The organism is Candidatus Leptofilum sp. (genome assembly GCF_965223525.1).
Classification (GTDB): domain Bacteria; phylum Chloroflexota; class Anaerolineae; order Promineifilales; family Promineifilaceae; genus Leptofilum.
The window spans coordinates 426,342-450,048 of record NZ_CBDCWX010000005.1 but is presented as its reverse complement, the minus strand read 5'-3'; the positions used below and the strand labels follow the sequence as shown (position 1 = coordinate 450,048).

The following is a 23,707-nucleotide window of genomic DNA, read 5'->3' as shown; positions in this document are numbered from 1 at the left end:
CAACCCATTTTATTGCAGAAGACTGCAGGAGGAACACATAATATGCTTACATTGTCCCGTTCTCGCTTAATGGCCGCAGCAACTTTGCTACTGGCCACCTTCATCTTTTTAACCCTGAATGTGGCTCCCGCAGCCGCCAACCCCGGCATCGACATTGAAAAACATACCAATGGCGAAGATGCCGACGACCCGACCGGCCCCGTAATTCCGGTTGGCGATCCCGTTTTATGGGAGTATATCGTCACCAACACTGGCAACCTCGATTTGAACAACCTTGTTGTTTATGACGACCAGGGTGTGGCTGTTAGCTGCCCCCAAACCAGCCTAGTAGTAGGTGAAACAATGATTTGTACCGGAAACGGTATTGCTGAAGCTGGTCAATATGCCAACATCGGCTGCGTAGACGTTATTCGCAACGGCGAGGTTATTCTCACTGACTGTGACCCAAGTCATTACTACGGTGAAGAGCCGCCCCCACCACCTCCAGGCGGCGGTGATGGTTGCACCCCCGGCTACTGGAAGCAGGATCAACATTTTGATTCTTGGGTTGGCTACAGCCCTAGCGATTCCTTTGATGCGATATTTGGCGTATCTTATGGCGGTACGCTGCTAGAAGGTGCTGATGCGAAAGGTGGCAAAGAGAACGCACTGGCTCGTCATGCTGTTGCAGCACTGCTCAACTCTACCAATCCAGACGTAGATTACCTCTACAGCACGGCCGAAGTTATTAGCATGGTTCAAGATGCCTTTGCTAGCGGTGAATTTAACGACACCAAGGATTTGTTTGAAGAACAGAACGAAATGGGTTGTCCGCTGAACTAAAGTTTAGGAATTAGCTTGTGAAATACAAAGGGTGCTCAATTTACGAGCACCCTTTTTTATTGCCTCTGGAGAATTGTTGAAGGTTCTGTATTTGCCTGGATAGGCAGGCGAACGACAAATAAACTACCTTCGCCTTCTTTGCTTTTTGCGAAAATACGGCCGTTATGCAGCAACACCAGCTCCTGCACAATCGAAAGCCCCAAGCCGGAGCTAGTGCGCCCCCCTTCCCGCACCCGTGATTTATCTACCTGGTAAAAGCGTTCAAAAATGCGCTCTAGCTGCGCTGGCGGCATTCCCTTGCCCGTATCTTGCACCGTTAACTCCACCGCCTTGTCGCCGTACGGCCGTATCGCCAAATGTACTCGCCCGCCAGACGGCGTGTGGTTCAGTCCATTCTCTACCAGGTTAGACATCACCTGCATCAATCGGTCGTAATCGCCCCAGATGGGCGGGGCGGGGTCTACTTCCAGGGTTAGGTGAATGCGGTGTGCCTGGGCGCGGGGGAGCAGATTTTGTTGAACGGCCGTTGCCACATCAGCCAAATTTAACAAGGTGCGATTCAACTTAAGCTGCCCCGACTCAATCTTGGCTAAATCCAGCAGTTGCGCCACCATCCGCCCCATACGCTCCGCCTCGCCATAGATGATGTTGGCTGCTTGGGATTGATCTTCGGGGGAAACGGCCGTTCCGTCCAAAAGTGCTTGGCTCCATCCCTGAATCGACGTGACGGGCGTTTTCAAATCATGCGAGACATTGGCCACAAAATCCCGCTGTGCCTGCCGCGTCGCTGCCACCTGTGATGACATGCTGTTGAAGCTCTCTGCCACTCGAACCACCTCTTCTGGCCCTTCCAAGGGCAGCTGCTGCTCATATTCTCCTTGGGCGATCGCTTCGGCCGCCCCCGCCATTCGCTGCAACGGCCGTGCCACCGAGCGAGCAATGAGCCAGGCCAGCAGCACAGCAGCCAGCAGCCCAGCCAGCCCTGCCCGCAAAAAAGCAGAGCCAAAATCCAGCTCACGCAGCAGGGAAAACCGCCCCGGCTCTGGCACGGCATACACCACCACCTGCCGCCCAAAGCCGCTGCTGGAAATGGCTCTGGTGTAGAGCAGCCAAGGATTGCCTTCTGGAGCGGTAAATTGAACAGCAATGGTATTGGGGTCTGTTGTGGGCAAATAGTCACGTCGAATTTCTTCGCCCTCAATGGCCACGCCGATCCAGCTTTGGCTGGGATCGGTATCGAAGATGATTTGGGCGTTTTCGGCATTGGCAATGAGGATGCGAACGTTGTTGGATGCGGCCGTTTCCGCCAGTGCTTGCAAAAAGGTATCTCGGCTGGCATTGTCGGCCTGCAGGCGAATCAGTTCAGTGCGGCTGGTGCGGCTGATAATGTCTAGCCGCTGCAGAGCAGGCTGAAAGCGCAAGCGGGGTTGCGCTCCCAACGCCAGCAGCGCCAATGAAACCACAAACAGGGTCACGAGGATAATAAGCGAGTAGGAAACCAGCAGTCGGCTGCGTAAAGATTTGAACATCGGGTTTGGTTTGGTTGTTCTTTCCCCCTCCCTAGCCCTCCCCTTTTGGGGGAGAGAACTCGCTCCCTCTCCGACTGGGAGAGGGTTGGGGAGAGGGTAAGTCTGTGTTGTTTATATTTTACAGATTAGCTAGATTGTAAACGGCCGTTCTTAACCCGTCATGAACAAAGTGTAACCAACCTGTAAACTACCCGTGATTCGGTAATCGGTAAAAAACTGATTACTCATTACCGTTCACCGATTACTGTTCCACCCACGCCATATTCGCCCCCAGCGACTGCATCATTTCCACAAAGCCGGGGAAGCTGTCGGCGATGCAGCCGGCGTCGTGAACCAGCGTCAGGCCATGCGTTACCAGGCCTGCCACCGCCAGAGACATGCCCAGCCGATGGTCATCGTGGCTATCTACCTCGCCGCCAAACAGTCGCATCGGCCCCGCTACCGAGAAGCCGTCGGCACTTTCCGCAATTTCAACGCCCAGTTTTTGCAGCTCGCCTGCCAGCACGGAGATGCGATCCACTTCCTTCACGCGCAGCTCGGCGGCATCGCTCACCTGGCTCACGCCAGCAGCCTGCGTGGTGGCTATGGCCCAAACGGGCAGCTCGTCAATGCCGCGCACCACCGTGTTCCCGCTTACGTTGGCACTGTGCAGCTCGCTAAAAGAGACGGTGAGGTCGCCCAACTGCTCACCGCCGCTAACGTGTTCATTGTGTACAGTTAGCTCCGCACCCATCGCTTGCAGCATGTCCAAAATGCCGGTGCGCGTCTCATTCAGACCCACCCCGGCAATCGTAATTTCGGAATGGGGCACGATGGCGGCCGCTACCAGCGGAAAGGCAGCAGAGGATGGGTCGGCGGGGACGGTAAGGTCTAACGGCCGTAACCGCCACCCACCTTCTGGTGACTCTGGCAAAGTAATCCAGCTGCCTTCGGTACGCACTGGCACGCCCATCGCTTGCAGCATCCGCTCTGTATGGTCACGGGCGGGGCCGGGTTGGTAAACGCGCGTTTCGCCAGCGGCGTACAGCCCGGCCAGCAGGATGGCACTTTTCACCTGGGCGCTGGCGACGTTCATGCGGTACGCAATGCCCTGTAGCTGGCTGGGGGAGATGGTGAGGGGGGCACGGCCGTTTTCCGACGAAATTTTAGCTCCCATCTCACTGAGGGGGTCGGTAATGCGCCGCATGGGACGTTTGCGTAGCTGCTCGGTGCCGTCCAGCACCGAGGGAAATGATTGCCCAGCCAGCAGCCCCGCCAGCAGGCGCATTCCCGTACCCGCGTTGCGACAATCTAGCGGCGGCTGAGGTGCTTGCCATCCGTGCAAGCCGCGCCCTTCAATCGTTAAATCCCAGGCGATGTCTGAGCGTTTGTCAATGTTAATCTGCACGCCTAAATCCTGGGCGATTTGCAGCGTGGCCAGCGTGTCACCGGCTGGCAGCCAGCGACGAATGACGCTGGTGCCCTCCGCCAGCGAAGCCAGCATGACGGCGCGATGGCTAATTGACTTATCACCAGGTACAGAAATAATGCCTTTGAGCGGCGTCTTTTGGGGGCGAATGAGTAGTTGCTTGCTCATCGTTTGAAGCGAGCCATCCCCCGCGCAACCTTTTGCATTTTGGCATCTGTGCGGTTGGCATCTAGGCGGGCAACTGGCGGACGACCTTGATTTTTAGCTTCTTGCAGGGCATGGTGAACCAGTAGGTGGCTGTGCTGTCGCATAAATTCGGTGTGGCTGGCCTCTGAATGTTCGGCTAGATACGCTTCTTTAGCCGCCTCAATTTTCGCTTTGATGTTGGTGATTTCAGCAGCGGGCAGGTAGGCGGCAGTAGTGCTGAGTTCCAGGCGGTCTGCCACTGGCACCAGCCGGGTAATAATTGCATCACCCAGTTCCACATTGCCGCGCCCGCCGCCTTCATAAACGGTAAATTCCTCACCCGTGAAGTAATCTTGCAAAAATAATGTTTGCCCTTCGTATGCGGTGAGTTCGTACAGGCCACCTGCCCCGGCATTTACCCAGTTGGCGGCAATTTCTTGCTGGTGGCTGGACAAATCTTCCATTTTCTCTTCGGCGTATAGTTCGATGAGGCGACGGCCGTCTGCCGGAGCGTGATCAAACACGAACCAATCAAAAAAGCGGAGGGCTTCTGGTTGGCTCATCTGCTCGGCATTCGAGGCATCATAATAATCGTTCCAATAAAGCGGCAAACCCAGGGCAAAGAGTTCAGCAAAGCGCTCGTCGCGGGCAAAGGTGAGCAGATCGCGCCGGATGTAGTTGGCGGCATGCTGCACCTGAACGCGCTCTTTTTCAGCGGCGCGGTCTTCCTTCATGTGGCATTTTTTGTATTTCTGGCCGCTGCCGCAGTGGCAGGGATCATTTCTTCCGGGTTTAGTCATGGTTGTTTTCCAATTCTGTGAGGATGGGTAGAAGTTCTGAGAGGGTAGAGATGGTGTAATTCGGCCGTATGCTGCCAAGTTCACGGTTCAGGTGGGGGGGCGACATGAGCACGCTGGTAAGGCCTGCTTCATTAGCCCCGGCAATGTCGTTGGCAGGGCGGTCGCCCACAAAAACGGCCGCTTCTGGCTGTACCTCCAGCAGTTCCAAAGCCCGCCAGTAAATGAACGGATGCGGCTTCATGAAGCCCACATCGCCAGAGGTAAGTCGGGCATCCAGGTATTCCAGAATGCCGTAGGCGCGTAGCTCAATGTCGCGCATCCACATCGGCTGCATGGCATTTGTAATTAGCCCGATTTTGTAGCCATCGCTTTTGAGCTTGCCCAGCACGGGCAATGTGTCTGCAAAAAGTTCTACGCCGGGCAGCGGCCCCCACTTGTAGGCGCGTAAGGCGGCATCCATATCAATGTTGGCAATGTCCAGACCACATTGAGCCAGCAAGGTTTGCAGAATGTTGACAAAGGAGACGCCCGCCCAACTCTTTTTTGCTTCTTGCCAAGCATGAACGGCCGTTTCACGATACGCTAACCGAAATTCTGGAAAGGGAATTAAGGAGTGGCCTGAATCAACAAAGTAACGGTATAAATTGTGCAAACCATTCGATTCAAGACCCGCAATATCCCCTTCAAACTCCGACCAGTCAATGAGGGTGTCGTCCATGTCAAAAAGCACGGCTTTGATGCGCTGATTTTTACGGTAAGTCATAACATTTTTACAAAACTGTTTGTCTCCGTCATGCAATCGCAATTTTACCACAGGCAAGAAGAATAAATTGGATTTTTCAGTTTTGCACGGCGTTGTCTAGCAGCAGGCCGAGCTGGGCGGCGGCGTCGCGTAGCTTTTGCCAATTTTCTAGCCGGACGGTGGCGGCCAATTCACCTAGGCTTTCATCAATGAAGGTGCGGGTTTTGGGATTGGTACGCAGCGTTTGCAAAATGCCTGCTTCACGCACCCGCAGGATGACGGCCGTTTCCAATCTTCCTTCTACCCCCCGCTCCCGCCACCGCTCGATGCCTCGCTTGGTTGCCGTGGGTAACGGCCGTTCGCTGGCTTCTTGCAAAAAAGTCAAAATGCGGTCTGGCTCAATCCCCTCGGCGCGGGCTTGCTTGAGCGAGGCGGGGGTAATTTGGTAAGCATACGGTTTGCCCGGTTCAACAGGCTGCGGCTCGCTGATGCGAGCTACCTGAAAGCGGTGATGGCGGCTGGCGTTGTGCGCCGCCAAAATCGTTGCGTCTGGCTGCACAATGATGGGCGTGGTGACTTCCTGTGCGGCGGGTGGCGTGCTGGCTAGCCATTCCAGAGCGCGGTCTGTGAGGCGGAAGAGCGTTTGGGAACCAATTTTGGCCGTCTCAGCCAAGCCCAGCCACACCAGCGGCCCCTGCACCAAAAAAGCCAGCAAACGTCCCTCCACCAAATCCCAATTTTCAATACCAGAGAGGTAGTTGTCCTGCGCCACATCGCGCACGTACCAGGTGTCGTAATTGCCGTCGGGGCGTTGAAAATCGGGGTCGTCTTGCTTGATTTGGCTGATGAGGTCACTCAGTTGGTACCAATCTGGGGTGCGAGGCAGGGCATCCAGCAGGGCGGTGCGCGCCAGGATGGGATCGTTTTGCCACTGGTCGCCTTCGCAGCGCAGGCCAGGCGTGTGGCACAAATCGTTCCAGCCGCTGTTGCTCCAGGCATCCATCAGGTCGCGTAGCTGCGCTTCGCGGGATTTGGTAAGCCAGGAAACGGCCGTCCTTGTAGGACGAATGCCGCCATTGGTCTCGCGCAGCATCTCCATTTCGCGCGCCAAGTTGATGAGCAGTGAGCGGCGGTCGGCATCGGCATCCAGCAGAAGCTGGTTGAGCAAATCGAGGGCTTCGCGGCGCAGGCTTGTGCGCTGTGCCAGGGCCAGCAGGGTGGTGAGATCGTCCACGGCACTGCTACTGGCGGAGGTGAATTTGTTCGGTTCTGGGACAGGGGTGAGGGTGGAAACGGCCGTTTCCTTCACCACTGTTGGTTTTTCTGGCTTTGGCAGCTTGGCCAGCAGTTCATCGGGCAAAAAGTAGAACTCAATCATGCCTTCGGCCGTTTCATCGAAGCCGCGATAGATAAAGCCGCGATACCAAAGCGCCTCTGCGGGGCTGGCTGGGTCAAACCACGGCTCGTCCCGCTCCAAAGCGCCTGGCCCCATCATGCGAACCTCTCCGTGTATGCGTTCAAAGGTGGCGACGGGGGAACGGCCGTTTCCCTGCACCAACGTTTGGATAGCGGCTGCCTCTTCGGGAGCCAGATAATTGATTTCCTGCTCAAAATTAAGCTGCGCCAACGCCTCGGCCAACGCTTCGACGCAGGCGGCTTTGTCGTCTCCGGTTAAATCCAGGTCGTACCACTCCCCCATCACCCGCAGGACGATGAGCTCATGTTCCTGTAACGCTTTCTTCAATGGTCGCATACATTCTCCACTTGACTTGATTATTGCGACTTCCAATTTTTTGGAACAACCAGCCATAACGCTGGCGTAAGACTTTCTTCTTGTTTATAGTTGATTTTTCTCCCATCACCGAGCGTAATCTCTTTATTTTCAATGACTTTCATAATGTCTTCTACCACAGTTGTTTCAAGTTCATCATCTGCAATACAAAGTTCGGAGAACCAACCATCATAGTAGCGGCTTGGTGGACCACCCATGCCGTAGCCCTTACTTTTGGTGTTTGGCTTAACATATTCCCACCAAGCTATGAAGTTGATGTGAATGCCACCGAGGATGAGTGCTGCGATTAATTGACGGACATTTTCTCGCTTTACAATGACCTCTATGTACCCATTGCCAACTGGTTGAGCTTTGTAAAGGGCTAAAATATTGTCCAATTCATCTTTGCTTATCATTTTCTTGATTACTTTTGCCTTTCTGGTGCTGTGCCATAGCGATTTTGGGCTGATAAAACGGCCGTTCAAAATTCACCATCGTCGTTCAGTTGAAAAAATGACCCTTATTTCTCCATTTTGCTCCAAAAACTGATGACTTTGTTTGTTGGCTTCGCCATCGTTTTTCTTTGAAAATGGCTCAAGCAAGCCAATCACATCTTCACATTCGTCAGAGGACAATGTCCAAACGAATTGGTTGTCATCTGTCATTTGGACGCCTTTTGCTTCATGTTTGCTGAATTGGATACGCAGTTGGCAGCCGTTGACGGCATCAAAGTTAGCAATATTTTGAACATCAACGAAATCAACTGCACCTATTGCAACCCGATTCAGTGCCAGACTGAGATTCAAAGCCCCGGTTTTCTCGTCGCCGTAAATCAAAATAAGCGGGCAATCCTGGCTACCCTCAGCAAAATATTCCAGCTTCATTGCTCATAATCTCCAATCTCTAATCCCCAGTCTCCTCTTTTACAATCACCTCAATGGCGGCGGGCAGGCTGGTAACGGTGACTTCGCGCACGTTGTCTTGTGGGTAGGCAAACATTTCGCCGTCGGTGTGGATGGGTAGGGGGCGGTCAGCCCGCACGCGGATTTGCTTGCTCTGCCGCATCGTCACCAGTTTGGAATGCACATGGCTTCCGCTGAACACTTTGAGCAGCAGACTGATCATGCTGAGGCGACCCATTTTATTGGCGGTGAGGGTGTCCACGAGATCGTCGTGCTGCTTGGCGTCTGGGGTTAGCAAAAAGCCGCCGCCGCCGCGCGGCCCCACGCCAAACGAAATCATCATGATGGTTTGCTCAATTTTTTCATCGTCAAAGTAGGCGGTGACTTTGGGCATTTGGGAATAGGTGGCGATGGTTCGCAAAACGGCCGTTAAATACATCAAAAAACCGTGGATGCGGGTAATGTTTTCGGTGGCAATCACCACCACCGCATCAAAACCAATGCCGATGTTATTGTCTACGATGCGAAAACGACCCTGGTCGTCTTCGATACGAGCCAGGTCAATCGTTTTGGGTTGGCCGGTGAACAGTTGGTGGACGGCCGTTTCCACATCTGTGGAAATCTTCAAGCTCCAGGCCAAATCATTGCCAGAACCGATGGGGATGATGCCCAATTTGGCAATCGCCTTGCCGCCGCGCATCAGCCCGTTCACCACGTCGCTGATGGTGCCATCGCCGCCCGCCGCAACCACCAAGTCGTAGCCGTCATCGGCAGCTTGCCGCGCCAGTTCAATGGCGTGGCCGGGGCGTTCTGTTTGCACCAGATCAACACCGCCATACTGATGCCCCACACGCTGAATCACCGCTGCCTGTGTTGCCCCACGCCCCCGATCTGCCCACGGATTTAAGATGACTTGTACGCGCATGTTGCCTCTCCAAAATTTTGTAACATTGCTAACAGGTTGGCTAGCAAACAGTGGAAGAAGGCAATTATACGATACGGCCGTTTCTGTACCAAAAGGGGAGTAACAAACGGCCGTTTTCCATAAGTGAAGAGCCTGGGTAATGAGCAGCACGGCCGTTGCCCAAACGGGGCACTTGCACGCTGATTTTAGGCGGTGTGGGCGTCATAGTACCAAAGCCCTAGCAGGCTCCTCATTGCTTTACACCCTCAAACAAACGTGCTATACTCCGACCGATAACTTTATGTTACGTCAAGTTGATTTTGGCTAAAACTTTCTTGTTAAAACCGACGCTTTTTACAGAAGGTTTGCTACCAAAATTGGTCTACGCCAACCGTATATTGTAGCCATAAATTTTATTAGTTGGAAGTGAGCAAACCGCAGGAAGCATACTAAAACCAAAGGGCAATTTTTCTGGAGTTTGCTCAAGTAAAAGCCAAATTTGCGCCAAATCTATTTCAAAAACCGCAACACCATGACGCAATCACCCAATCACGACTTGCTCCTAGACCAAATAGCAACTGCTCTCAAGCAGCGCGGGCTTGCTTCTGTAGCGCTGGCATTTTTAGAAGTTGGGCAACCGCTTGCCTTTATTGGTGGGCAGCTAATCTGGTTGGCGCAACCAGCAATGCGCTTGCTTTGGCCACAGGCGCGGGTGCGACACATCGCCCAGTTTATGGAAGACCCGGCGGCTGTTCGTTCTCTTATGAATGTCTTAGCCGCAGATGAGGCGTCTGTATGACCCCAATTATTATCCTGGCTGTCATTCTGGTTTTAGGGCTGCTGCTCTTTTTGCTCACGCGCAGCGTGCGGGCTGGGCGCACGGCCGTATTGCGTCCCCTCATCAGCTTTCAGGGGTTAACCGAGCAAATTGGCCGCGCCATTGAATCTGGACGGCAGCTACACCTTACATTAGGGCAAGGCAGCTTGGTTGGGCGTGCGAATCCCACCAGCGTCAGCGCAGCGGCCGTTTTAGACAACCTGGCCAAAGATGGTTGTGCCAACGGCACGCCCTCGCTTGTGACGGTTGGGGACGGTACCTTACTGCCACTAGCACAAGGTAGCTTGCAACACGCGCTGGCGCAGGTGCGCCGTCCTGGCGATTTTGATCTATCTCTGACTCAGTTTGTAGCTCACAACACCGATCCGTTTGCCTACGGCGGTGGTGTTGCTACTCTGTTGCAGCAGCAGCGGGTTGCTAGCAACATCATGATGGGGCGATTTGGCCCGGAACTAGCCATCATTGCCGAGGCTGCCAATCGGCAAAATATTGATCAGGTCATCGGTACAGATGATCCCACGGCTCTGGCCGTGGCTGTGGCGGCCACAGAAGACGTGCTAATTGGTGAAGAGCTATTTGCTACCAATGCTTACCTAGAGGGTAAGGCGAGCCAGATAGCCAGCCTGCAATTGCAGGACATTTTGCGTTGGATTGTGGTTCTCTTTATTTTGGGAACGGCCGTTTACCAGCTAATTTAGCCGGAATAGTACTATTAGATGAAGCTCAAGCAACGCATCGCCGTTTTTATTGCCGTATTTTTTGGATTAACGACCCTCATCGCCTTGCTGTTTAACGTGAGTGGTCTTAGTGCTATTATTTTAGGCTGGGCGTCCTTTTTGGCAGCGATGGCACTCATTTTGGGCGTGCTCAATTTGTTCATGGTGCATTTGAATCGCCTCTTCAAAGAGCGAAATTTTTATAGCGGTGTGTTGGTGCTGGGCATGGTGGTGGTATTTGGTGCGGCCGTTTTGGATGGCTTAAGCGGTAGTGAAAACGTGACGCTGCTGTTTAACTGGGTGCAGGTGCCACTGGAAGCCGCACTTGCCTCGTTGCTGGCCGTGTTCTTGCTGCTGGCTGGCGTACAGTTGCTCAAACGGCAGCGTACCCGGTGGGCCTTTTTGTTTGGTCTCACCGCGACGGTGATGTTGCTAGGGCAAGCCTTGTTGGCTAGCCGCCTACTGCCCGCCACGTTGCTACGGCCGGTGAACCAGCTGTATGAATTTGTGCAAAATGTGGTGGTCGCTTCAGGGATGCGCGGTTTGCTCATTGGGGTGGCGTTGGGAACATTGCTATTGAGTTTGCGTTTGTTAATGGGTGTAGAACGGCCGTATAACAATGAGTAAAGAGATTCAGTGCAAGGAATGTGGATACCAAAATCCACACAGCAGTAAGTTTTGCAACAATTGTGGCGCAAAATTGCCGCTGAGTACGCATATCATCTGCCCCAACTGCGAAACGCCCAACACCCGCGACCGCGTTTTTTGTGATACTTGCGGCACTCGGCTTGTGCCTGAAACTAGCTCAGCGCCTCCTGAAGAGCCAGAATCTAGCCCACCCCCTGCCAGCCAACCTTTTTCTTTGCCAGTGCGCCCCCCTGGCGACACAGGCGAGCTAGACCCAATGGCCGTACCGGACTGGCTGCGTACTGGCGATACTGGCGCAGCCAAACCCCAATCAGACGAGCCAGCCGACACGCCGCCCGAAAAGAAAAATACCGGCGATTTGCCCGAATGGTTGGTTCACGATAGCGACCCGGAACCGATTATTAACGCGCCCACGACCATTTCTACCGAGTTTTACCAGGATTTGGTGGACAAGGCGGAGGATTTACCACAGCCAGACGATCTTTTTGCCGATGAGGAAGATGCCAATTTGCCAGATTGGTTGTCTGATGCTGCCTTGCCGGACGAGGAGCCAGATGTGCGTTCTGGCCTGACGGATTGGCTGAGTGGCCTGAGTGATGACAGTGAGGCGGAGGAAACGGCCGTTCCTCACGACGAACCCGAAGATGTAAGCAGCGGGCTAACCGACTGGCTGGAAGAGCTAGACGATCTTGGCGGCACTGGGGATGAGCACGAAGACATCAATGCTGCCGCTCTGGAAAACATGCTCGACGAAACGGCCGACTCTGCACAAGCTAATGAGGCAGCCGACGACTCAGATTGGCTGCAAGAGCTAGGCCCCGCCCAAACCGATGTATTCCCAGGGCAGGTTGAAGAGATACCAGAGCTGGAAAGTGATGAGATGCCGGGGTGGATAGACGAACTCGGCCCGGTGCAAACCAATCTGTTAGACCCCAGCCAAATTGCCGAACTCACTGGCCCCCTCACCGGCATGGCCAATGAGGACGACCTGATTGACGATGAAGAAGCTGGGGCCGACGTGACGTTTACCGATCTGTTTGAAACGGCCGGTGATGCCACAGAGCGCTTGCCAGATTGGCTAGACTCTGCAGTTGAGGAAGGGGAAACGTTCTGGTCTGAACCGCCAGCAGAATTAACAGAGGACGAGCTTTCAGAGGTGGTCTCTGAGCCGAGCAGCGACTGGTTTACTGCGGACCAGATTGTGGCCGAAACAGATCTGGATTGGCTGGAAGAAACCGGCAATTTGGAGAAGATGGCCGACACAGATGCGCTGGATGAGTCTGCACCGCTAACGCCTGAAATCCAAGATACGTTCGAGGCAGATGAGCCTGCGGATTTTGATCTGGCTGATGAAGAGGCTGGTGCGGAAGAAGATGATGATTTTGATTGGCTTTCAGATATGGAGGCTATTCAGACGGGCGAACTAATCGTCGAACCAGAGCCAGAACCGGAGCCAGCCCCAGAGGAAACGGCCGATCCCGCCGAATCTGCCTTGCCCGAAGAAGAACCAGAGCCGGAACCAGAAGAAGATAGCTGGAGCAGCGACGCGTTTTTAGAGGAAACGGCCGTCAGCGACGATTTGCCCGATTGGTTAGATCGGCTCGAAGAGACAGGCCAGCCGCCACAACCAGAGGCGGCTGATCCAGAAAATGAAGAACTCCCCGACTGGATTGCCAGTATGCGGCCCAGCGAAGGCTTTGTTGGCAGCGAACTGCCCGGTGTTTTCTCCGAGGTGGATTTGCGTGATACGCTAGAAGGCATCCCGGAAGAGTTGGCTGGGGCAGAGCTACCCGATTGGCTGCAAGATACCCCGCTGGATAGCCCATCCTCGCTGCCTGCGGCTGAAAAAGAGCCAGAAGAGGCGTTGGACATCCCCGATTGGCTTCAGCCGCAGTCGGGTGAGGAATCACCGACTGAAGCGACGCCAAGCGTTCGCGAGCTAGAGCCAATTGAGCCGAGCAGCAGCCGCAGCGAATGGCGCTCGTTGCTGGATGAGCTGCCCCCACTAACCCCGCTGGCTGAGTCGTTACCCAAAGCGGATATTCCAGAGTGGGTACAGCAACTCAAACCGCCAGAGCTGACTGGCGAGCCAGTTAGTGAACCTGAAGGGCCAGAAGAGACGGTTGGTCCATTGAAGGGAATGCGCGGCGTTGTGACCATTGAACCGGCCATTGCTCGGCCACGCGTGGCCACATTGCCCACGCCATATGTGACAACGCCAGAACAGCAGCAGCAGGTGGCACTGCTGCAACAGCTTACTCACGAGATGCCTGAAACGGTAACAACGCTTTCCACCAAACTGGCCTACGATACGGCCGTTTGGCTACGGCTTTCTTTGGCACTGTTGTTGATTTTGGCACTATTGGCAGGCTTATTGGGGCCTAGTTTGCTGGCCACTGGCGGTGACGCTCCGGCAAATGTACAGGCGATTGATACGGTCGTAACCGCCGCTGCGGGCCAGCCCGTTTTGGTTGCTTTTGAGTACACGCCTGCTATGGCTGGTGAGCTGTCGCCACAGGTAGAGCTGTTACTGGCGCAGTTAGCTGCCAACAATAGCCCGGTGGTTGTTACCAGCCAATACGCTGCAGGAACGGCCGTTGCCACCAGCCTAACCGCCAACAATCCAACCCAGACCATTGGCTACCTGCCCGGCGACGGGATCGGTTTGCGGCAGTTGGGTGATTGTTTGGGTGGCCGTAATGATTGTACGCAGCTAAACGGCCGTGCTTTAAATGCAGATTTACAAGCCAGCCTCAACCAAATTGGGCTGGTCATTGTGGTTACCAGCGACCGTGATAATTTGGTTAACTGGGTAGAACAAGTTGGCGCAGTGGCAACCAACGTGCCGCTGGTTGCGGGCGTTACGCAATCACTGGCACCGCTGGCAAATAGCTATACCAGCACAGGCCAGCTAAACGGCTTGTTGGGCGGTACGCCCGATTTGGCCGCCTACGAACGGTTAATAAATGCCACCGATGGTGCTGCCCAAACCCAGCTAAACGCCCAACTTTACGGGCAGTTACTTGCTGGCGGGCTGCTGCTCATTGGCTTGCTAGCCTATGGCACAACTGGCCTCATGCAGCGTCGTCGCCAAAAAAATAGTTAAAAATGATTGAACTTGTAGGACTGATCATCGGCATTTTGCTGACATTATTTATTTATAGCTATCTTATTGGCGATAATCCGCTTTATCGGATTTCTGTCCATTTGCTGGTGGGTGTAAGCGCGGCTTATGCGGTTGTGGTGGTTGTGCAACAGGTTTTGTTACCCATTTGGCGGCAAGTTCAAGCCAACCCTGCCAGTGCCGATTCTGTTATTTGGCTGGTACCGATTTTGTTTTTGCTGATGTTGCTGGCGCGACGCCTGCCCAGCGTAAGCTGGCTGGGCAACACAACGCTCGCACTGTTGGTAGGCGTAGGTGCTGCAATTGCGTTATTAGGCAGTTTAACCGGTACACTCTGGCCGCAAATTGTTAGCGTACAGCCAGCCAGCCCGCTACAGGGCGTTGTGGTTGCCATTTTAACCATCTGCACCTTGCTGGCGTTCCAATTTACCTTGCTACGGTCGCGCAGTAGCGGTATTTGGCAGCCTGCCATGTGGCAGCGCAGCGTTACGGCCGTTGGCCGCATCGTGCTTACCGTAACATTTGGGGCTTTGTTTGCAACCTTGCTCAGCACAGGGCTCATTTTATTGGCCGAACGGCTTAACTATTTCATTGCAGAACTGGTACAACGATTCTAGTACTGAAACCAATATCTTTTGTGATTTGCTAAATGACGACTGAAGAGCCGCAGGAAGTAGAACGATACGAATCATTTTTGGTGGCCGATTGCGGCAGCACCCACACTACCGTGGCGCTGTTCGATATGGTGGCCGGTGCTTACCGACTAATTGCCCGAACGGCCGTACCGACCACCGCCCATGCACCCTGGTTTGATGTGGCTCAAGGCGTACAGCAAGCTATCAGCCGCATCACAGAAATCACCGGGCGCAAACTGCTCAACGAACAGGGCAGACTCATTCGGCCTGTACGTACCGATGGTTCAGGTGTAGACCATTTTACGGCCGTAACCAGCGCTGCCCAGCCGCTGGATGTGCTGCTGGTTGGGCTATTTGATGAAGTTAGCATCACCTCGGCACGCAAGGCGTTGCGCTCAGTTTACCACCACGAAAAAGATCGCCTCACCCTCTCTGACCAACGGCCAACGCATGAGCAGGTAGGCGCAGTGGTTCAATCCCAGCCCGATCTCATCTTCATCACTGGCGGCACCGATGGAGGTGCCGAAGATCGACTGCTTCAGGTTGTGGAATCGGTGGGGCTGGGTCTTAGCGTGATGAGCGATAGTCAGGAACCCCAAGTTGTTTTTGCAGGTAATATAAAACTGCGCGAACGTGTGCAAACAATGTTGAGCGAATATGCAAATGTGCAGATAGCTAATAATTTGCGCCCCACACTAGAAACTGAACATTTGGATGATGCCATCCGCGTCGTTCGTGAACTGTATGAAGATTTGAAGATCAACGCCATGTCTGGAGTACAGGAGCTGCAAGATTGGAGCAACGGCCCCATTTTGCCAACGGCCCAGGCTTTTGGTGGCGTTTGTCACTATTTGGCAGCTCTGCATCAACAATCTGTTTTGGGTGTAGATTTGGGCAGCGACAGCGTTTCCTTGATTATGGCCACGCCAGAGCAGGCTCACGTTTCTGTTCATTCAGATATGGGCATGGGGCATTCGGCAGCCACTTTGCTGGAAAGGGTCGCGGTGGATGATGTGCGTCAGTGGATTCCGACAGAAGTTTCGGCGGAGGAAACGGCCGATTACATTTTTAACAAATCGCTCCACCCCTTTGCTATTTCTACCAATGAAAAAATGTTGCAGCTAGAGCAAGCGGTGGCTCGTACCCTCATTCGTTGTGCTGCTGCCGAGACTGGGCGAGACGGCCGTTGGCCACTCATGGGCGAGCAGCTTACCCCCCCACCGTTTGGTTTGCTGCTGGCGCGGGGCAGCACATTGGCCAATGCACCCCGCCCTGGCCAAATTATGCTGATGTTGCTAGACGCGCTGCAGCCGACGGGCATTTTTGCGATGGCGCTAGACAGGTATGGTGTGTTGCCTGCGCTGGGGGCGTTGGCTTCCCATCAGCCGTTGGCAGTTATTCAAACGTTGGAAGCAGGTGTGCTGTCTGACCTGGGCTGGGTGATTGCGCCCACTGGCAGGGGGCAGTTGGGGCGCAAGGCATTGGACGTGTCAATTGAATCAGACGAGATTCGTTTTGAGGGGGAGATTGAGTTTGGCAAGATTGAAATTTTCCCGATTGCGCCGGGTAAGCAGGCCAAGGTGACGGTAAAGCCAACGGGCCGGTTTGATATTGGCTTTGGCGCAGGCCAGGGGAAGACGATGACCTTGACGGGTGGCTTGGCTGGTGGTTTGGTGATTGATGCACGGGGACGGCCGTTCAGCTTGCCGCGTGATGAAGCCGACCGACGCAGCTTGATGCGTAAATGGCTGTGGGACATGGGGGGCTAGGCGATGAAAGAGTTTTATCGCGCCACGGTCATACAGGCGCAAACAAAAATTCGGCGTGAGCGGGTACTGCCTAAGGGGGGCGAGATTGTGGTGCGCGTGGGGCAAGAGGTAAGCCCCATTCAAGTTGTAGCCCGCACAACGATAGCTTCTGATTTTGCCATTTTGGCTGCTGCAGAAAAGCTAGATGTTGAGCCTGACGCGCTGGGTGACTATTTGCGTGTGGAAAAAGGAGCTCCGGTGGAAGTAGGAGCGGTTTTGGCTTCGCGCAAGCGGCTGCTGGGCGAGCGGCAAGTGGCCTCACCGGTAGATGGGGTGCTGTTTGATGTGGTGAACGGCCGTATTGCCATCCAACCCACATCTGACTGGCTAGAATTACGGGCGTTGGTTGCCGGGCGTGTGGTGAGCTACGTGGGCAATCGGGGCGTGATGTTAGAAACGAGCGGCAGTCTCATTCAAGCTGCCTGGGGGTCCGGGCAAGAAGGCGTGGGGCGGCTGAAGATGATGGGTAATGGGCCTAACATGGTGCTCACACCTGAACACCTTAATGATGATGTAACTGGACAGATTGTTACAATTGGTGTCTTGAATGATTTGGCGTTGTTTCATCGGGCAGAGGATTTGGGGGTACGTGGCTTGATTGTTGGCAGTACAACGGCCGAAATTTGCCGCACCAGTCAAAGTTCGCCACTGCCCCTCATTGTTACCGATGGCGTTGGCAGCAGCGGTATGGCTGAACCGATTTTCCAGCTATTGCAGCAAGCAGACGGCCGTTCCGTATCGTTATTTGGCAAGTATAGGGCAACGGCCGGGCAACGCCCGGAGATAATTTTGCCCCAGGCAGCCTCTATTGGCCTGGATGCCGCCACGGTGAAGAAAACGATAGAACCGGGACAGCCCGTTCGTATTTTGGGCACGGAACATGCTGGCCAGGTTGGCACTGTGAAACATATTTACGCGCGTTTGCAACCGTTGGCCATTGGCTTAAAAGTACCCGGTGTTGATGTGGCGCTGGCCGATGGACAAATTGTGTTTGTCCCATCGGCAAATTTGGATGTTATTGTATAAAAAGGATTGGCACTCCTTCACGCTTGAACGTTTTTGAACGGAGGAAATGATGGAAGATTATATTGAGGACGATTTTATTGAGGAAGAAGAGGGTTCTTCTAATCGCCGTCCATTTTTAATAGCCGTTGGTGTTTTGGTAACGTTGTTTATTTTGATGGGTATCTGCACGGCCGTTTTCCTGGTGCAAAATCGGGCGGCAGATGCACAAAATGCAGAACGGTCTGCTATTGAAACCCGAAATGCAGAAACATTGGCCTCGAATGCAGCAACGGCCGTTGCCGCCACGGCCACAACTGAGGCAATGCCTACCGAAACGCCCGTACCCACCGACGCGCCAACCGAAACGCCGGAACCAGCGACCCCCACACCCACCACTACCCCTGTGGTTGAAGAAGAGGAAGCTGTCATTGAAGATGAAGATGGTGATACGAGCGGTGATAAAGGTGATACGGCCGTAGATGGTGAAGAAGACGAAGATGCCAATGCTAACGAAACGGCTGATAATGCAGACGGCACGGATGACGGAGAGGAAACCGATGCCGTTGAGGATGATGCTACAGACGGCAACGAATCAGCGATGAGCGAAGCTGGCACTGGTAGCGAGGCCGGCGGCGACGATGCTTTGCCAGATACCGGATTCGATACTTGGGGAATTATTGTGGCGGCCCTGGGCTTGGTTGGGTTACTCATCTTTGCCCGCCGCCTACGCACGTCTGGCTAAAAGCCTCTATCTGCTAACAGTTACATTTTGTGCTAAACAGCCGGTGCCAAGTCTGGTGCCGGTTGTTTTTGTTTCAATTGAATGATTAGATGAGCTGTCAGAAATGCAGTACAAAATTCATATCATAGCCCAAAGTTTATATGCTGTATAATTTCCCGACTGTTGAAAAATGTTTTCAAGATTAGGGCTTATACAGAGAAAGCTTTTTTGCCGCGAATTTCACGAATTAGCGCAAAATGATTGAGAGTTCGTGGAAATTCGCGGCCAATTGTTTGTTTATCGCGTAAGCTCTGAGAATCAAGGTAGAGTAGAGTCAATTTATTTTGTATTTAGGATAATCATGATGAACAATGTGGGCTCAGCGATTCAAACTCTTCCAGAAAACAGTATCATACCATCTGAGCAAGATATGCAACCTGCCAACGAAAATAGTGACCGTATTGCAACCATTTTAATAGTCGAAGACGATCAATCCATGCTGGACGGCATGAATGATCTGCTGGAAATTGCCGATCTTGGCTACGATATTGACATACTCCAGGCCAATGATGGCCGAATGGCGCTGGATGTCATGGCCAATCATGAACCAGACCTCATTATTTCTGATGTGATGATGCCCCAAATGGGTGGGTATGAGTTTCTGAATCATGTGCGTGCCAATCCAGATTGGATTCAAATACCGTTTATTTTTGTGACAGCCAAAGGTGAGGAGCCAGATATTCGCAAAGGTCGGCTGAGTGATGCCGATTTATACATCACCAAACCGTTTGTTATTACGGAACTGCTGTCGCTGATCCATGCCCAGCTAGACAATGCTTACGAGCGCAAAGAGGCACGCCAGCGGAATATTGATTCGCTCAAAAAGAACATTCTGCAAATATTGAACCATGAGTTCCGCACACCGCTAACGTATGTAACCGCCTACTATGAAATGTTGGCTGACAGTTTGAAAGAGTTTACTGACGGCCGTAATTACCGGGAATATTTGCGCGGAATTCAGGCAGGCTGCTTGCGGCTGACTCGCCTGGTAGATGATTTCATCTGCGTTATGGAGCTGCGTAGCGGTGAAGCTCAGACAAGATACCTGGCTGAAGCAAAACCATTGTCCAACGTGGCTGATCTTTTGCAGGAAGTAGTGGCTGCCTTCCAAGACACGTCAGATGAGGCTCGCTTCCAAATTAAAAGCAACATTCCGGATAAGCTGCCGCTGGTTTGGGGTGTTGCTAGCAGCATAAAAAACATACTGGAACGGCTACTGAGCAATGCCACAAAATTTACTGATCCAAACGCAACGGACATCAATCAAATAACAGTTACTGTTTCAGCGCAGGATAAAAGTATCCAAATTGAGGTTGTTGACCAGGGCATGGGGTTTCCTGCACATATGTCTAGCCAAATATTTGAACCTTTTGTGCAATACAATCGGGGGATTCTGGAGCAGCAAGGGGCGGGTACCGGGTTGGCAATTGTTCAAGGGCTGGTGCAGCTACACAACGGCCGTATCGAAGCAGAGAGCCAAGAAGGTAAAGGAAGCAAGTTTAAAGTCATTTTACCTGTGTACCAGCGCAAAAAGCACGCAACAGCAAGTGGCTCTACTGCTAAAGATGGCACACTCACAGCTACTGTCCTCGTCGTAGAAGATGACCTCAATCTGCTAAATGGACTAGAAGATTTGCTCACCATCTTTGAAGGCAAATACAAACTGAATGTTCTCACCGCACTCAATGGCGTCGCCGCGCTCAACGAAATTAAAAAGCAAATTCCCGACCTCATCATTTCAGACATTATGATGCCCCAAATGGGCGGGTATGAATTATTGACCAACGTCCGCGAAAATCCACAATGGTTGCATATACCCTTTATTTTCCTCACCGCAAAGGGAGAAAAGCGAGATGAATATGAAGGGTTCCGTCGCGGCGTGGATGAATATATTACAAAACCGTACGATAGCGATGATGTATTGCGCTTTGTAGAAAAGCAGCTAGACAAACATTTTCACAACCAAAGTTTGGTGGCTCAAAGCTTTGATGATCTAAAACGAAGCATTATCAACCTCATTTCGCCAGATTTTCGCACCCCACTGGCTTCTGTAACTGAGCATTCAGATGAATTGTCCAGAGCGTTGCAAGATGCCAATACAGACAGAGATTTAAAGCATTCGTTGCATGGCATTCAAGACAACAGTCTGCGTCTGACGAACCTTATTGAAGATTTCATTACGCTGGCCGAGCTAAAAACGGGTGAAGCATGGACGGCGCACAGCCTGAAAGCATATCCTCTACCAAATTTAGGGGGGCTTCTCTTTGAAACTGTGCAATCTTTTAAGCATCGTCCCGAAGCGGCTGGTTGGCACGTAGATATGACCACCCTCACAGAAATGCCTAAGGTGGAAGCCGATTGGTCTACATTGCAAGAAGCAATTGAGCGTTTGATGCAAATCAGCCTGCAATATGCAAAATCTTCGCAACGCAAAGACGAACTGATCGCCTCACTTTACAATGGCAAATCTAGCAATGTAAAAATAATCATTACGGTTTCGGCTAGTTTGGATGCAGAGATAATGGCTCAGTTTCGCGAGATTTTAACCAATGAGGAGCCAGACCTGCTTAAAAATCCTGAGATTGGGCCGAGCCTGTATATTGCAAAAGGGTATGTTGGGTTGCATCGGGGGCAGCTTTCATTTAGCGAGGGTAAAGATGGTAATTTTCATTTTGCTATCAAACTGCCTGCCTACGAGGAATAGGCAAGACAAAGCGCCCCTGAAGTGGTAATTTGCGAGTCTCATCATTTTGTATGAAACGGCCGTTGGCCGATAATATCTTGGTTTTATAAATTTCTGTTTGAAAAACGGCCGACTTTGTTTACAATGTCTTTGGGTCTCCAGTGGCCTCACACTAGAGACATTTCCCATGAGCAAAATTTTCATCATTGGAACGACCCGGCAACAACCAAAATGAGCCTTTTGCGTATCGTGCAATCGGCAACAAGTTTTCGGACTATAAACCTATAAACCCTCCCAATTGAGCATAAGGAGCAACTTAGATGGCAACCTTACTTGAAAAAGTACAAACTTTAATCTCGGCAAACATGCACGAGATGGTTGATAAGGCGCTAGAAACCAACTCCGTGGCGGTAATGAAGCAATATATCCGCGACGCTGAGAAAAACCTAGATGAGTTGGAAGATGCTGCCGCCACGGTAGGTGGCGAAGTTAAAAGCATGGAGCGCAAGTACAAAGAGTACAAGAAGAAGGCCGATCAACTGGATCGCAATATTGATGCGCTGCTGATGCAGGGCAAGGCCGATTTAGCCCGCGCCGCCCAAAATGAACTGAACAGCGCCCGCCGCTTGCAGGAACAATACCATGAGCAGTGGGTGCGGCAGCAGCGTGAATATGAGTCGCTGCTAAATGCGCGCCTGAAGCTGCAAGCAAAGCTGCAAACCATCCGCCAAGAGCAGAAAGAGCTGGAAGCGCTGATGCGTTTAGCCAAATCCAAAGAAACCACCGTAAAGGCAATTAAGAGCCTGGATGATTTGATGGGTGTTGGGGATGCAGATATTGCTCGCCTGGGTGAATCCATTCGCAATCGGTTGGATAAAGCAAGCGCGCATAGCGAAATGTATGCTGACCGGCTGGATAACCAGATGGATGCAGCCTTGGGCAGCGCCGAGCTGGATTTGCAGCTTGAAGAGCGTAAGCGGCGTCTCGGTTTGTCTGAAGCGCCTGCGCTGACGGTGGATGACAGCGAGGAAGCCGAAGCAACGATGGAGTAATCATCCTGTTGGCTAACTAGCACCACTGTGCCAGTTAGCCAACGCATGTGCCAATGTCTGAGTCAGAACAGTCTGTGCAAGCATGGTTAAAGGCGGGGATTACGGCCGTAAAAAATGGCGACCGTGTGCTGGGGCGTGAGCTTCTGGAAAAAGTGCTGGCCGCAGACGAGCGAAATGAATCAGCATGGCTATGGATGAGTGGGGCGGTAAAAACGGCCAAAGAACGCCAAATATGCCTGGAGAATGTGCTCGCCCTAAACCCGGATAATCAACTAGCTCAAAAAGGATTGGCAAAACTGGCACAAGCTACTTCATCTGAATTGGAAACCGGCCATGTGCAGGTGGTGAAGCGTGAGTACGAACCTGTTTCCACAGCGGCTGCGCTGCTGTACCCGGAAAGTCAGGTGAAAACATGGGAGTGGCGAGACCCAACGGCCGTACAAAAGCAAGGCGCTACTCCCAACTACCAGGCTCAAGAAAGCTACTACGACATCTGGACAAAAGATACACCCATGTGCGGCTACTGTGCCCACGAACTAGCGTCTGAAGATGAGCGATGTCCAAATTGCAAGAAAAAATTGCTCATCCGAAGTTTTCGCTATGCCAAAGCCAGCACCAATCTAACAACCCTATGGGTGCTGTTGCTGGGCGTTGGTCAATTCTTTTTGCTCCAGTTACTGTACCATATTTTGGCACAAGGTAATTTGGTTGCGGCCGTGGGTAGCGGCATTATGGTGGCAATATTTATGGGGTTAGCATTAGGCGTGGCCTGGCGGCAAACGTGGGCACATCTCACGGCCATTTATCTTTTAATTGGGGTCATTTTGTTTTCTTTGCTGCGCTGGGTGTTGCCCCCAGATTTAGCAATGCTGGGAGTGGAAAATATGGATCCTGCCATACAGCAATTTATTTTACCGCTTACCTCTGGCCTGGGTGAGGCAGTTCGCATTGCAATTGTGGCTGGAGCTGTATTGGCTTTGTTTTACGCGATTTTTATGGCCGGGCCAGATTTTGATCGGGTAACGGTGCGGCAGGTAGCTGGGCTTACCAAAGGTCCCAAGAGCGCAACCGACTTTAATGCGGCGGCGCGGCGGTTGGCACAGCAAGGGTTATGGGCAACGGCCGTTTTGCATTGGCAACGGGCAGCGGCAAAAGCACCCCAGCACGTTGCTTACCAGGAATCATTAGGGCGCGCTTATGCTACCCTGGGTTATTACAAACGTAGCCTGGACGTGTTGCAGGCAGCTAAGCAGCGCACTGGTAACCCGGAACGCCAAGCAACCATTCAGCAGCAAATTGAGGCAGTTCAGGCTAAAATGCAGTCAGACGAAACGCAGACCATAAGCTAAACCA

General features: G+C 52.7%; 21 protein-coding genes. 12 read left to right on the top strand and 9 right to left on the bottom strand.

The features are described 5' to 3' along the window. Positions 1–42: 42 nt before the first annotated feature. The gene (locus tag ACOQPM_RS07430) at positions 43–822 is read left to right on the top strand and encodes a DUF7507 domain-containing protein (RefSeq protein ID WP_420628611.1); all 780 of its coding nucleotides are present in this window, start codon (positions 43–45) and stop codon (positions 820–822) included. 56 nt (positions 823–878) lie between these two features. On the opposite strand, the gene ACOQPM_RS07425 is transcribed toward ACOQPM_RS07430, so the two are convergent. The 9 genes from ACOQPM_RS07425 to ACOQPM_RS07385 all read right to left on the bottom strand — a co-directional run bounded on the left by ACOQPM_RS07425 (position 879) and on the right by ACOQPM_RS07385 (position 9,290). Further along, a complete protein-coding gene (locus ACOQPM_RS07425) occupies positions 879–2,351 on the bottom strand; it encodes a sensor histidine kinase (RefSeq protein ID WP_420628610.1) in 1,473 nt (490 codons plus the stop codon). A gap of 241 nt (positions 2,352–2,592) precedes the next feature. Further along, a complete protein-coding gene (aroA, locus tag ACOQPM_RS07420) occupies positions 2,593–3,927 on the bottom strand; it encodes a 3-phosphoshikimate 1-carboxyvinyltransferase (RefSeq protein ID WP_420628609.1) in 1,335 nt (444 codons plus the stop codon). Further along, the gene (locus ACOQPM_RS07415) at positions 3,924–4,745 is read right to left on the bottom strand and encodes a YecA family protein (RefSeq protein WP_420628608.1); all 822 of its coding nucleotides are present in this window, start codon (positions 4,743–4,745) and stop codon (positions 3,924–3,926) included. Before ACOQPM_RS07415 ends, aroA begins: the two co-directional genes overlap by 4 nt. After that, positions 4,738–5,508, bottom strand: coding sequence for an HAD family hydrolase (locus ACOQPM_RS07410; RefSeq protein WP_420628607.1), 771 nt, complete (start codon positions 5,506–5,508; stop codon positions 4,738–4,740). The genes ACOQPM_RS07415 and ACOQPM_RS07410 overlap by 8 nt, the downstream gene beginning before the upstream one ends. A gap of 76 nt (positions 5,509–5,584) precedes the next feature. After that, positions 5,585–7,240: a helicase-associated domain-containing protein gene (locus tag ACOQPM_RS07405; RefSeq protein ID WP_420628606.1), complete on the bottom strand. Its 1,656-nt coding sequence runs from the start codon at positions 7,238–7,240 to the stop codon at positions 5,585–5,587. 20 nt (positions 7,241–7,260) lie between these two features. Beyond that, positions 7,261–7,674 (bottom strand): hypothetical protein, encoded by a 414-nt coding sequence (locus ACOQPM_RS07400; RefSeq protein ID WP_420628605.1) that lies wholly within the window; start codon positions 7,672–7,674, stop codon positions 7,261–7,263. 72 nt (positions 7,675–7,746) lie between these two features. After that, positions 7,747–8,142: a hypothetical protein gene (locus ACOQPM_RS07395; protein ID WP_420628604.1), complete on the bottom strand. Its 396-nt coding sequence runs from the start codon at positions 8,140–8,142 to the stop codon at positions 7,747–7,749. 19 nt (positions 8,143–8,161) lie between these two features. Continuing rightward, positions 8,162–9,085 carry a diacylglycerol/lipid kinase family protein gene (locus ACOQPM_RS07390; protein ID WP_420628603.1) on the bottom strand — a complete coding sequence of 308 codons (924 nt, stop codon included), beginning with the start codon at positions 9,083–9,085 and terminating at the stop codon, positions 8,162–8,164. A 64-nt stretch (positions 9,086–9,149) separates the two neighbouring features. Then, positions 9,150–9,290: a hypothetical protein gene (locus ACOQPM_RS07385; protein ID WP_420628602.1), complete on the bottom strand. Its 141-nt coding sequence runs from the start codon at positions 9,288–9,290 to the stop codon at positions 9,150–9,152. Between the two features lie 306 nt (positions 9,291–9,596). On the opposite strand from ACOQPM_RS07385, the gene ACOQPM_RS07380 reads away from it, so the two are divergent. The 11 genes from ACOQPM_RS07380 (at position 9,597) to ACOQPM_RS07330 (ending at position 23,703) form a co-directional block, all read left to right on the top strand. Continuing rightward, positions 9,597–9,863, top strand: coding sequence for a hypothetical protein (locus ACOQPM_RS07380; protein WP_420628601.1), 267 nt, complete (start codon positions 9,597–9,599; stop codon positions 9,861–9,863). After that, on the top strand, positions 9,860–10,600 hold the full coding sequence (locus ACOQPM_RS07375) for a DUF6754 domain-containing protein (protein ID WP_420628600.1): 741 nt from the start codon (positions 9,860–9,862) through the stop codon (positions 10,598–10,600). The genes ACOQPM_RS07380 and ACOQPM_RS07375 overlap by 4 nt, the downstream gene beginning before the upstream one ends. A gap of 18 nt (positions 10,601–10,618) precedes the next feature. After that, the gene (locus ACOQPM_RS07370; RefSeq protein WP_420628599.1) at positions 10,619–11,245 is read left to right on the top strand and encodes a hypothetical protein; all 627 of its coding nucleotides are present in this window, start codon (positions 10,619–10,621) and stop codon (positions 11,243–11,245) included. Continuing rightward, the gene (locus tag ACOQPM_RS07365; RefSeq protein ID WP_420628598.1) at positions 11,238–14,372 is read left to right on the top strand and encodes a zinc ribbon domain-containing protein; all 3,135 of its coding nucleotides are present in this window, start codon (positions 11,238–11,240) and stop codon (positions 14,370–14,372) included. The genes ACOQPM_RS07370 and ACOQPM_RS07365 overlap by 8 nt, the downstream gene beginning before the upstream one ends. 2 nt (positions 14,373–14,374) lie before the next feature. Then, a complete protein-coding gene (locus ACOQPM_RS07360; RefSeq protein WP_420628597.1) occupies positions 14,375–15,007 on the top strand; it encodes a hypothetical protein in 633 nt (210 codons plus the stop codon). A 32-nt stretch (positions 15,008–15,039) separates the two neighbouring features. Next, a complete protein-coding gene (locus tag ACOQPM_RS07355; protein ID WP_420628596.1) occupies positions 15,040–16,794 on the top strand; it encodes a glutamate mutase L in 1,755 nt (584 codons plus the stop codon). Positions 16,795–16,797: 3 nt separating this feature from the next. Then, a complete protein-coding gene (locus ACOQPM_RS07350; RefSeq protein ID WP_420628595.1) occupies positions 16,798–17,859 on the top strand; it encodes a hypothetical protein in 1,062 nt (353 codons plus the stop codon). Between the two features lie 46 nt (positions 17,860–17,905). Beyond that, entirely contained in the window at positions 17,906–18,580 is a 675-nt protein-coding gene (locus ACOQPM_RS07345) for a hypothetical protein (RefSeq protein ID WP_420628594.1), read from the top strand. A 340-nt stretch (positions 18,581–18,920) separates the two neighbouring features. After that, positions 18,921–21,323, top strand: coding sequence for a response regulator (locus ACOQPM_RS07340; protein ID WP_420628593.1), 2,403 nt, complete (start codon positions 18,921–18,923; stop codon positions 21,321–21,323). A gap of 299 nt (positions 21,324–21,622) precedes the next feature. Further along, positions 21,623–22,354 carry a PspA/IM30 family protein gene (locus tag ACOQPM_RS07335; protein WP_420628592.1) on the top strand — a complete coding sequence of 244 codons (732 nt, stop codon included), beginning with the start codon at positions 21,623–21,625 and terminating at the stop codon, positions 22,352–22,354. A 53-nt stretch (positions 22,355–22,407) separates the two neighbouring features. Continuing rightward, positions 22,408–23,703: a hypothetical protein gene (locus tag ACOQPM_RS07330; RefSeq protein WP_420628591.1), complete on the top strand. Its 1,296-nt coding sequence runs from the start codon at positions 22,408–22,410 to the stop codon at positions 23,701–23,703. Positions 23,704–23,707: the final 4 nt, after the last annotated feature.

What these genes read in the sequence shown, in the direction of transcription:
- ACOQPM_RS07430 (WP_420628611.1), top strand. Translation starts at nt 43, where the DNA reads ATGCTTACATTGTCCCGTTCTCGCTTAATGGCCGCAGCAACTTTGCTA.
- ACOQPM_RS07425 (WP_420628610.1), bottom strand. Translation starts at nt 2,351, where the DNA reads ATGTTCAAATCTTTACGCAGCCGACTGCTGGTTTCCTACTCGCTTATT.
- aroA (WP_420628609.1), bottom strand. Translation starts at nt 3,927, where the DNA reads ATGAGCAAGCAACTACTCATTCGCCCCCAAAAGACGCCGCTCAAAGGC.
- ACOQPM_RS07415 (WP_420628608.1), bottom strand. Translation starts at nt 4,745, where the DNA reads ATGACTAAACCCGGAAGAAATGATCCCTGCCACTGCGGCAGCGGCCAG.
- ACOQPM_RS07410 (WP_420628607.1), bottom strand. Translation starts at nt 5,508, where the DNA reads ATGACTTACCGTAAAAATCAGCGCATCAAAGCCGTGCTTTTTGACATG.
- ACOQPM_RS07405 (WP_420628606.1), bottom strand. Translation starts at nt 7,240, where the DNA reads ATGCGACCATTGAAGAAAGCGTTACAGGAACATGAGCTCATCGTCCTG.
- ACOQPM_RS07400 (WP_420628605.1), bottom strand. Translation starts at nt 7,674, where the DNA reads ATGATAAGCAAAGATGAATTGGACAATATTTTAGCCCTTTACAAAGCT.
- ACOQPM_RS07395 (WP_420628604.1), bottom strand. Translation starts at nt 8,142, where the DNA reads ATGAAGCTGGAATATTTTGCTGAGGGTAGCCAGGATTGCCCGCTTATT.
- ACOQPM_RS07390 (WP_420628603.1), bottom strand. Translation starts at nt 9,085, where the DNA reads ATGCGCGTACAAGTCATCTTAAATCCGTGGGCAGATCGGGGGCGTGGG.
- ACOQPM_RS07385 (WP_420628602.1), bottom strand. Translation starts at nt 9,290, where the DNA reads ATGACGCCCACACCGCCTAAAATCAGCGTGCAAGTGCCCCGTTTGGGC.
- ACOQPM_RS07380 (WP_420628601.1), top strand. Translation starts at nt 9,597, where the DNA reads ATGACGCAATCACCCAATCACGACTTGCTCCTAGACCAAATAGCAACT.
- ACOQPM_RS07375 (WP_420628600.1), top strand. Translation starts at nt 9,860, where the DNA reads ATGACCCCAATTATTATCCTGGCTGTCATTCTGGTTTTAGGGCTGCTG.
- ACOQPM_RS07370 (WP_420628599.1), top strand. Translation starts at nt 10,619, where the DNA reads ATGAAGCTCAAGCAACGCATCGCCGTTTTTATTGCCGTATTTTTTGGA.
- ACOQPM_RS07365 (WP_420628598.1), top strand. Translation starts at nt 11,238, where the DNA reads ATGAGTAAAGAGATTCAGTGCAAGGAATGTGGATACCAAAATCCACAC.
- ACOQPM_RS07360 (WP_420628597.1), top strand. Translation starts at nt 14,375, where the DNA reads ATGATTGAACTTGTAGGACTGATCATCGGCATTTTGCTGACATTATTT.
- ACOQPM_RS07355 (WP_420628596.1), top strand. Translation starts at nt 15,040, where the DNA reads ATGACGACTGAAGAGCCGCAGGAAGTAGAACGATACGAATCATTTTTG.
- ACOQPM_RS07350 (WP_420628595.1), top strand. Translation starts at nt 16,798, where the DNA reads ATGAAAGAGTTTTATCGCGCCACGGTCATACAGGCGCAAACAAAAATT.
- ACOQPM_RS07345 (WP_420628594.1), top strand. Translation starts at nt 17,906, where the DNA reads ATGATGGAAGATTATATTGAGGACGATTTTATTGAGGAAGAAGAGGGT.
- ACOQPM_RS07340 (WP_420628593.1), top strand. Translation starts at nt 18,921, where the DNA reads ATGATGAACAATGTGGGCTCAGCGATTCAAACTCTTCCAGAAAACAGT.
- ACOQPM_RS07335 (WP_420628592.1), top strand. Translation starts at nt 21,623, where the DNA reads ATGGCAACCTTACTTGAAAAAGTACAAACTTTAATCTCGGCAAACATG.
- ACOQPM_RS07330 (WP_420628591.1), top strand. Translation starts at nt 22,408, where the DNA reads ATGTCTGAGTCAGAACAGTCTGTGCAAGCATGGTTAAAGGCGGGGATT.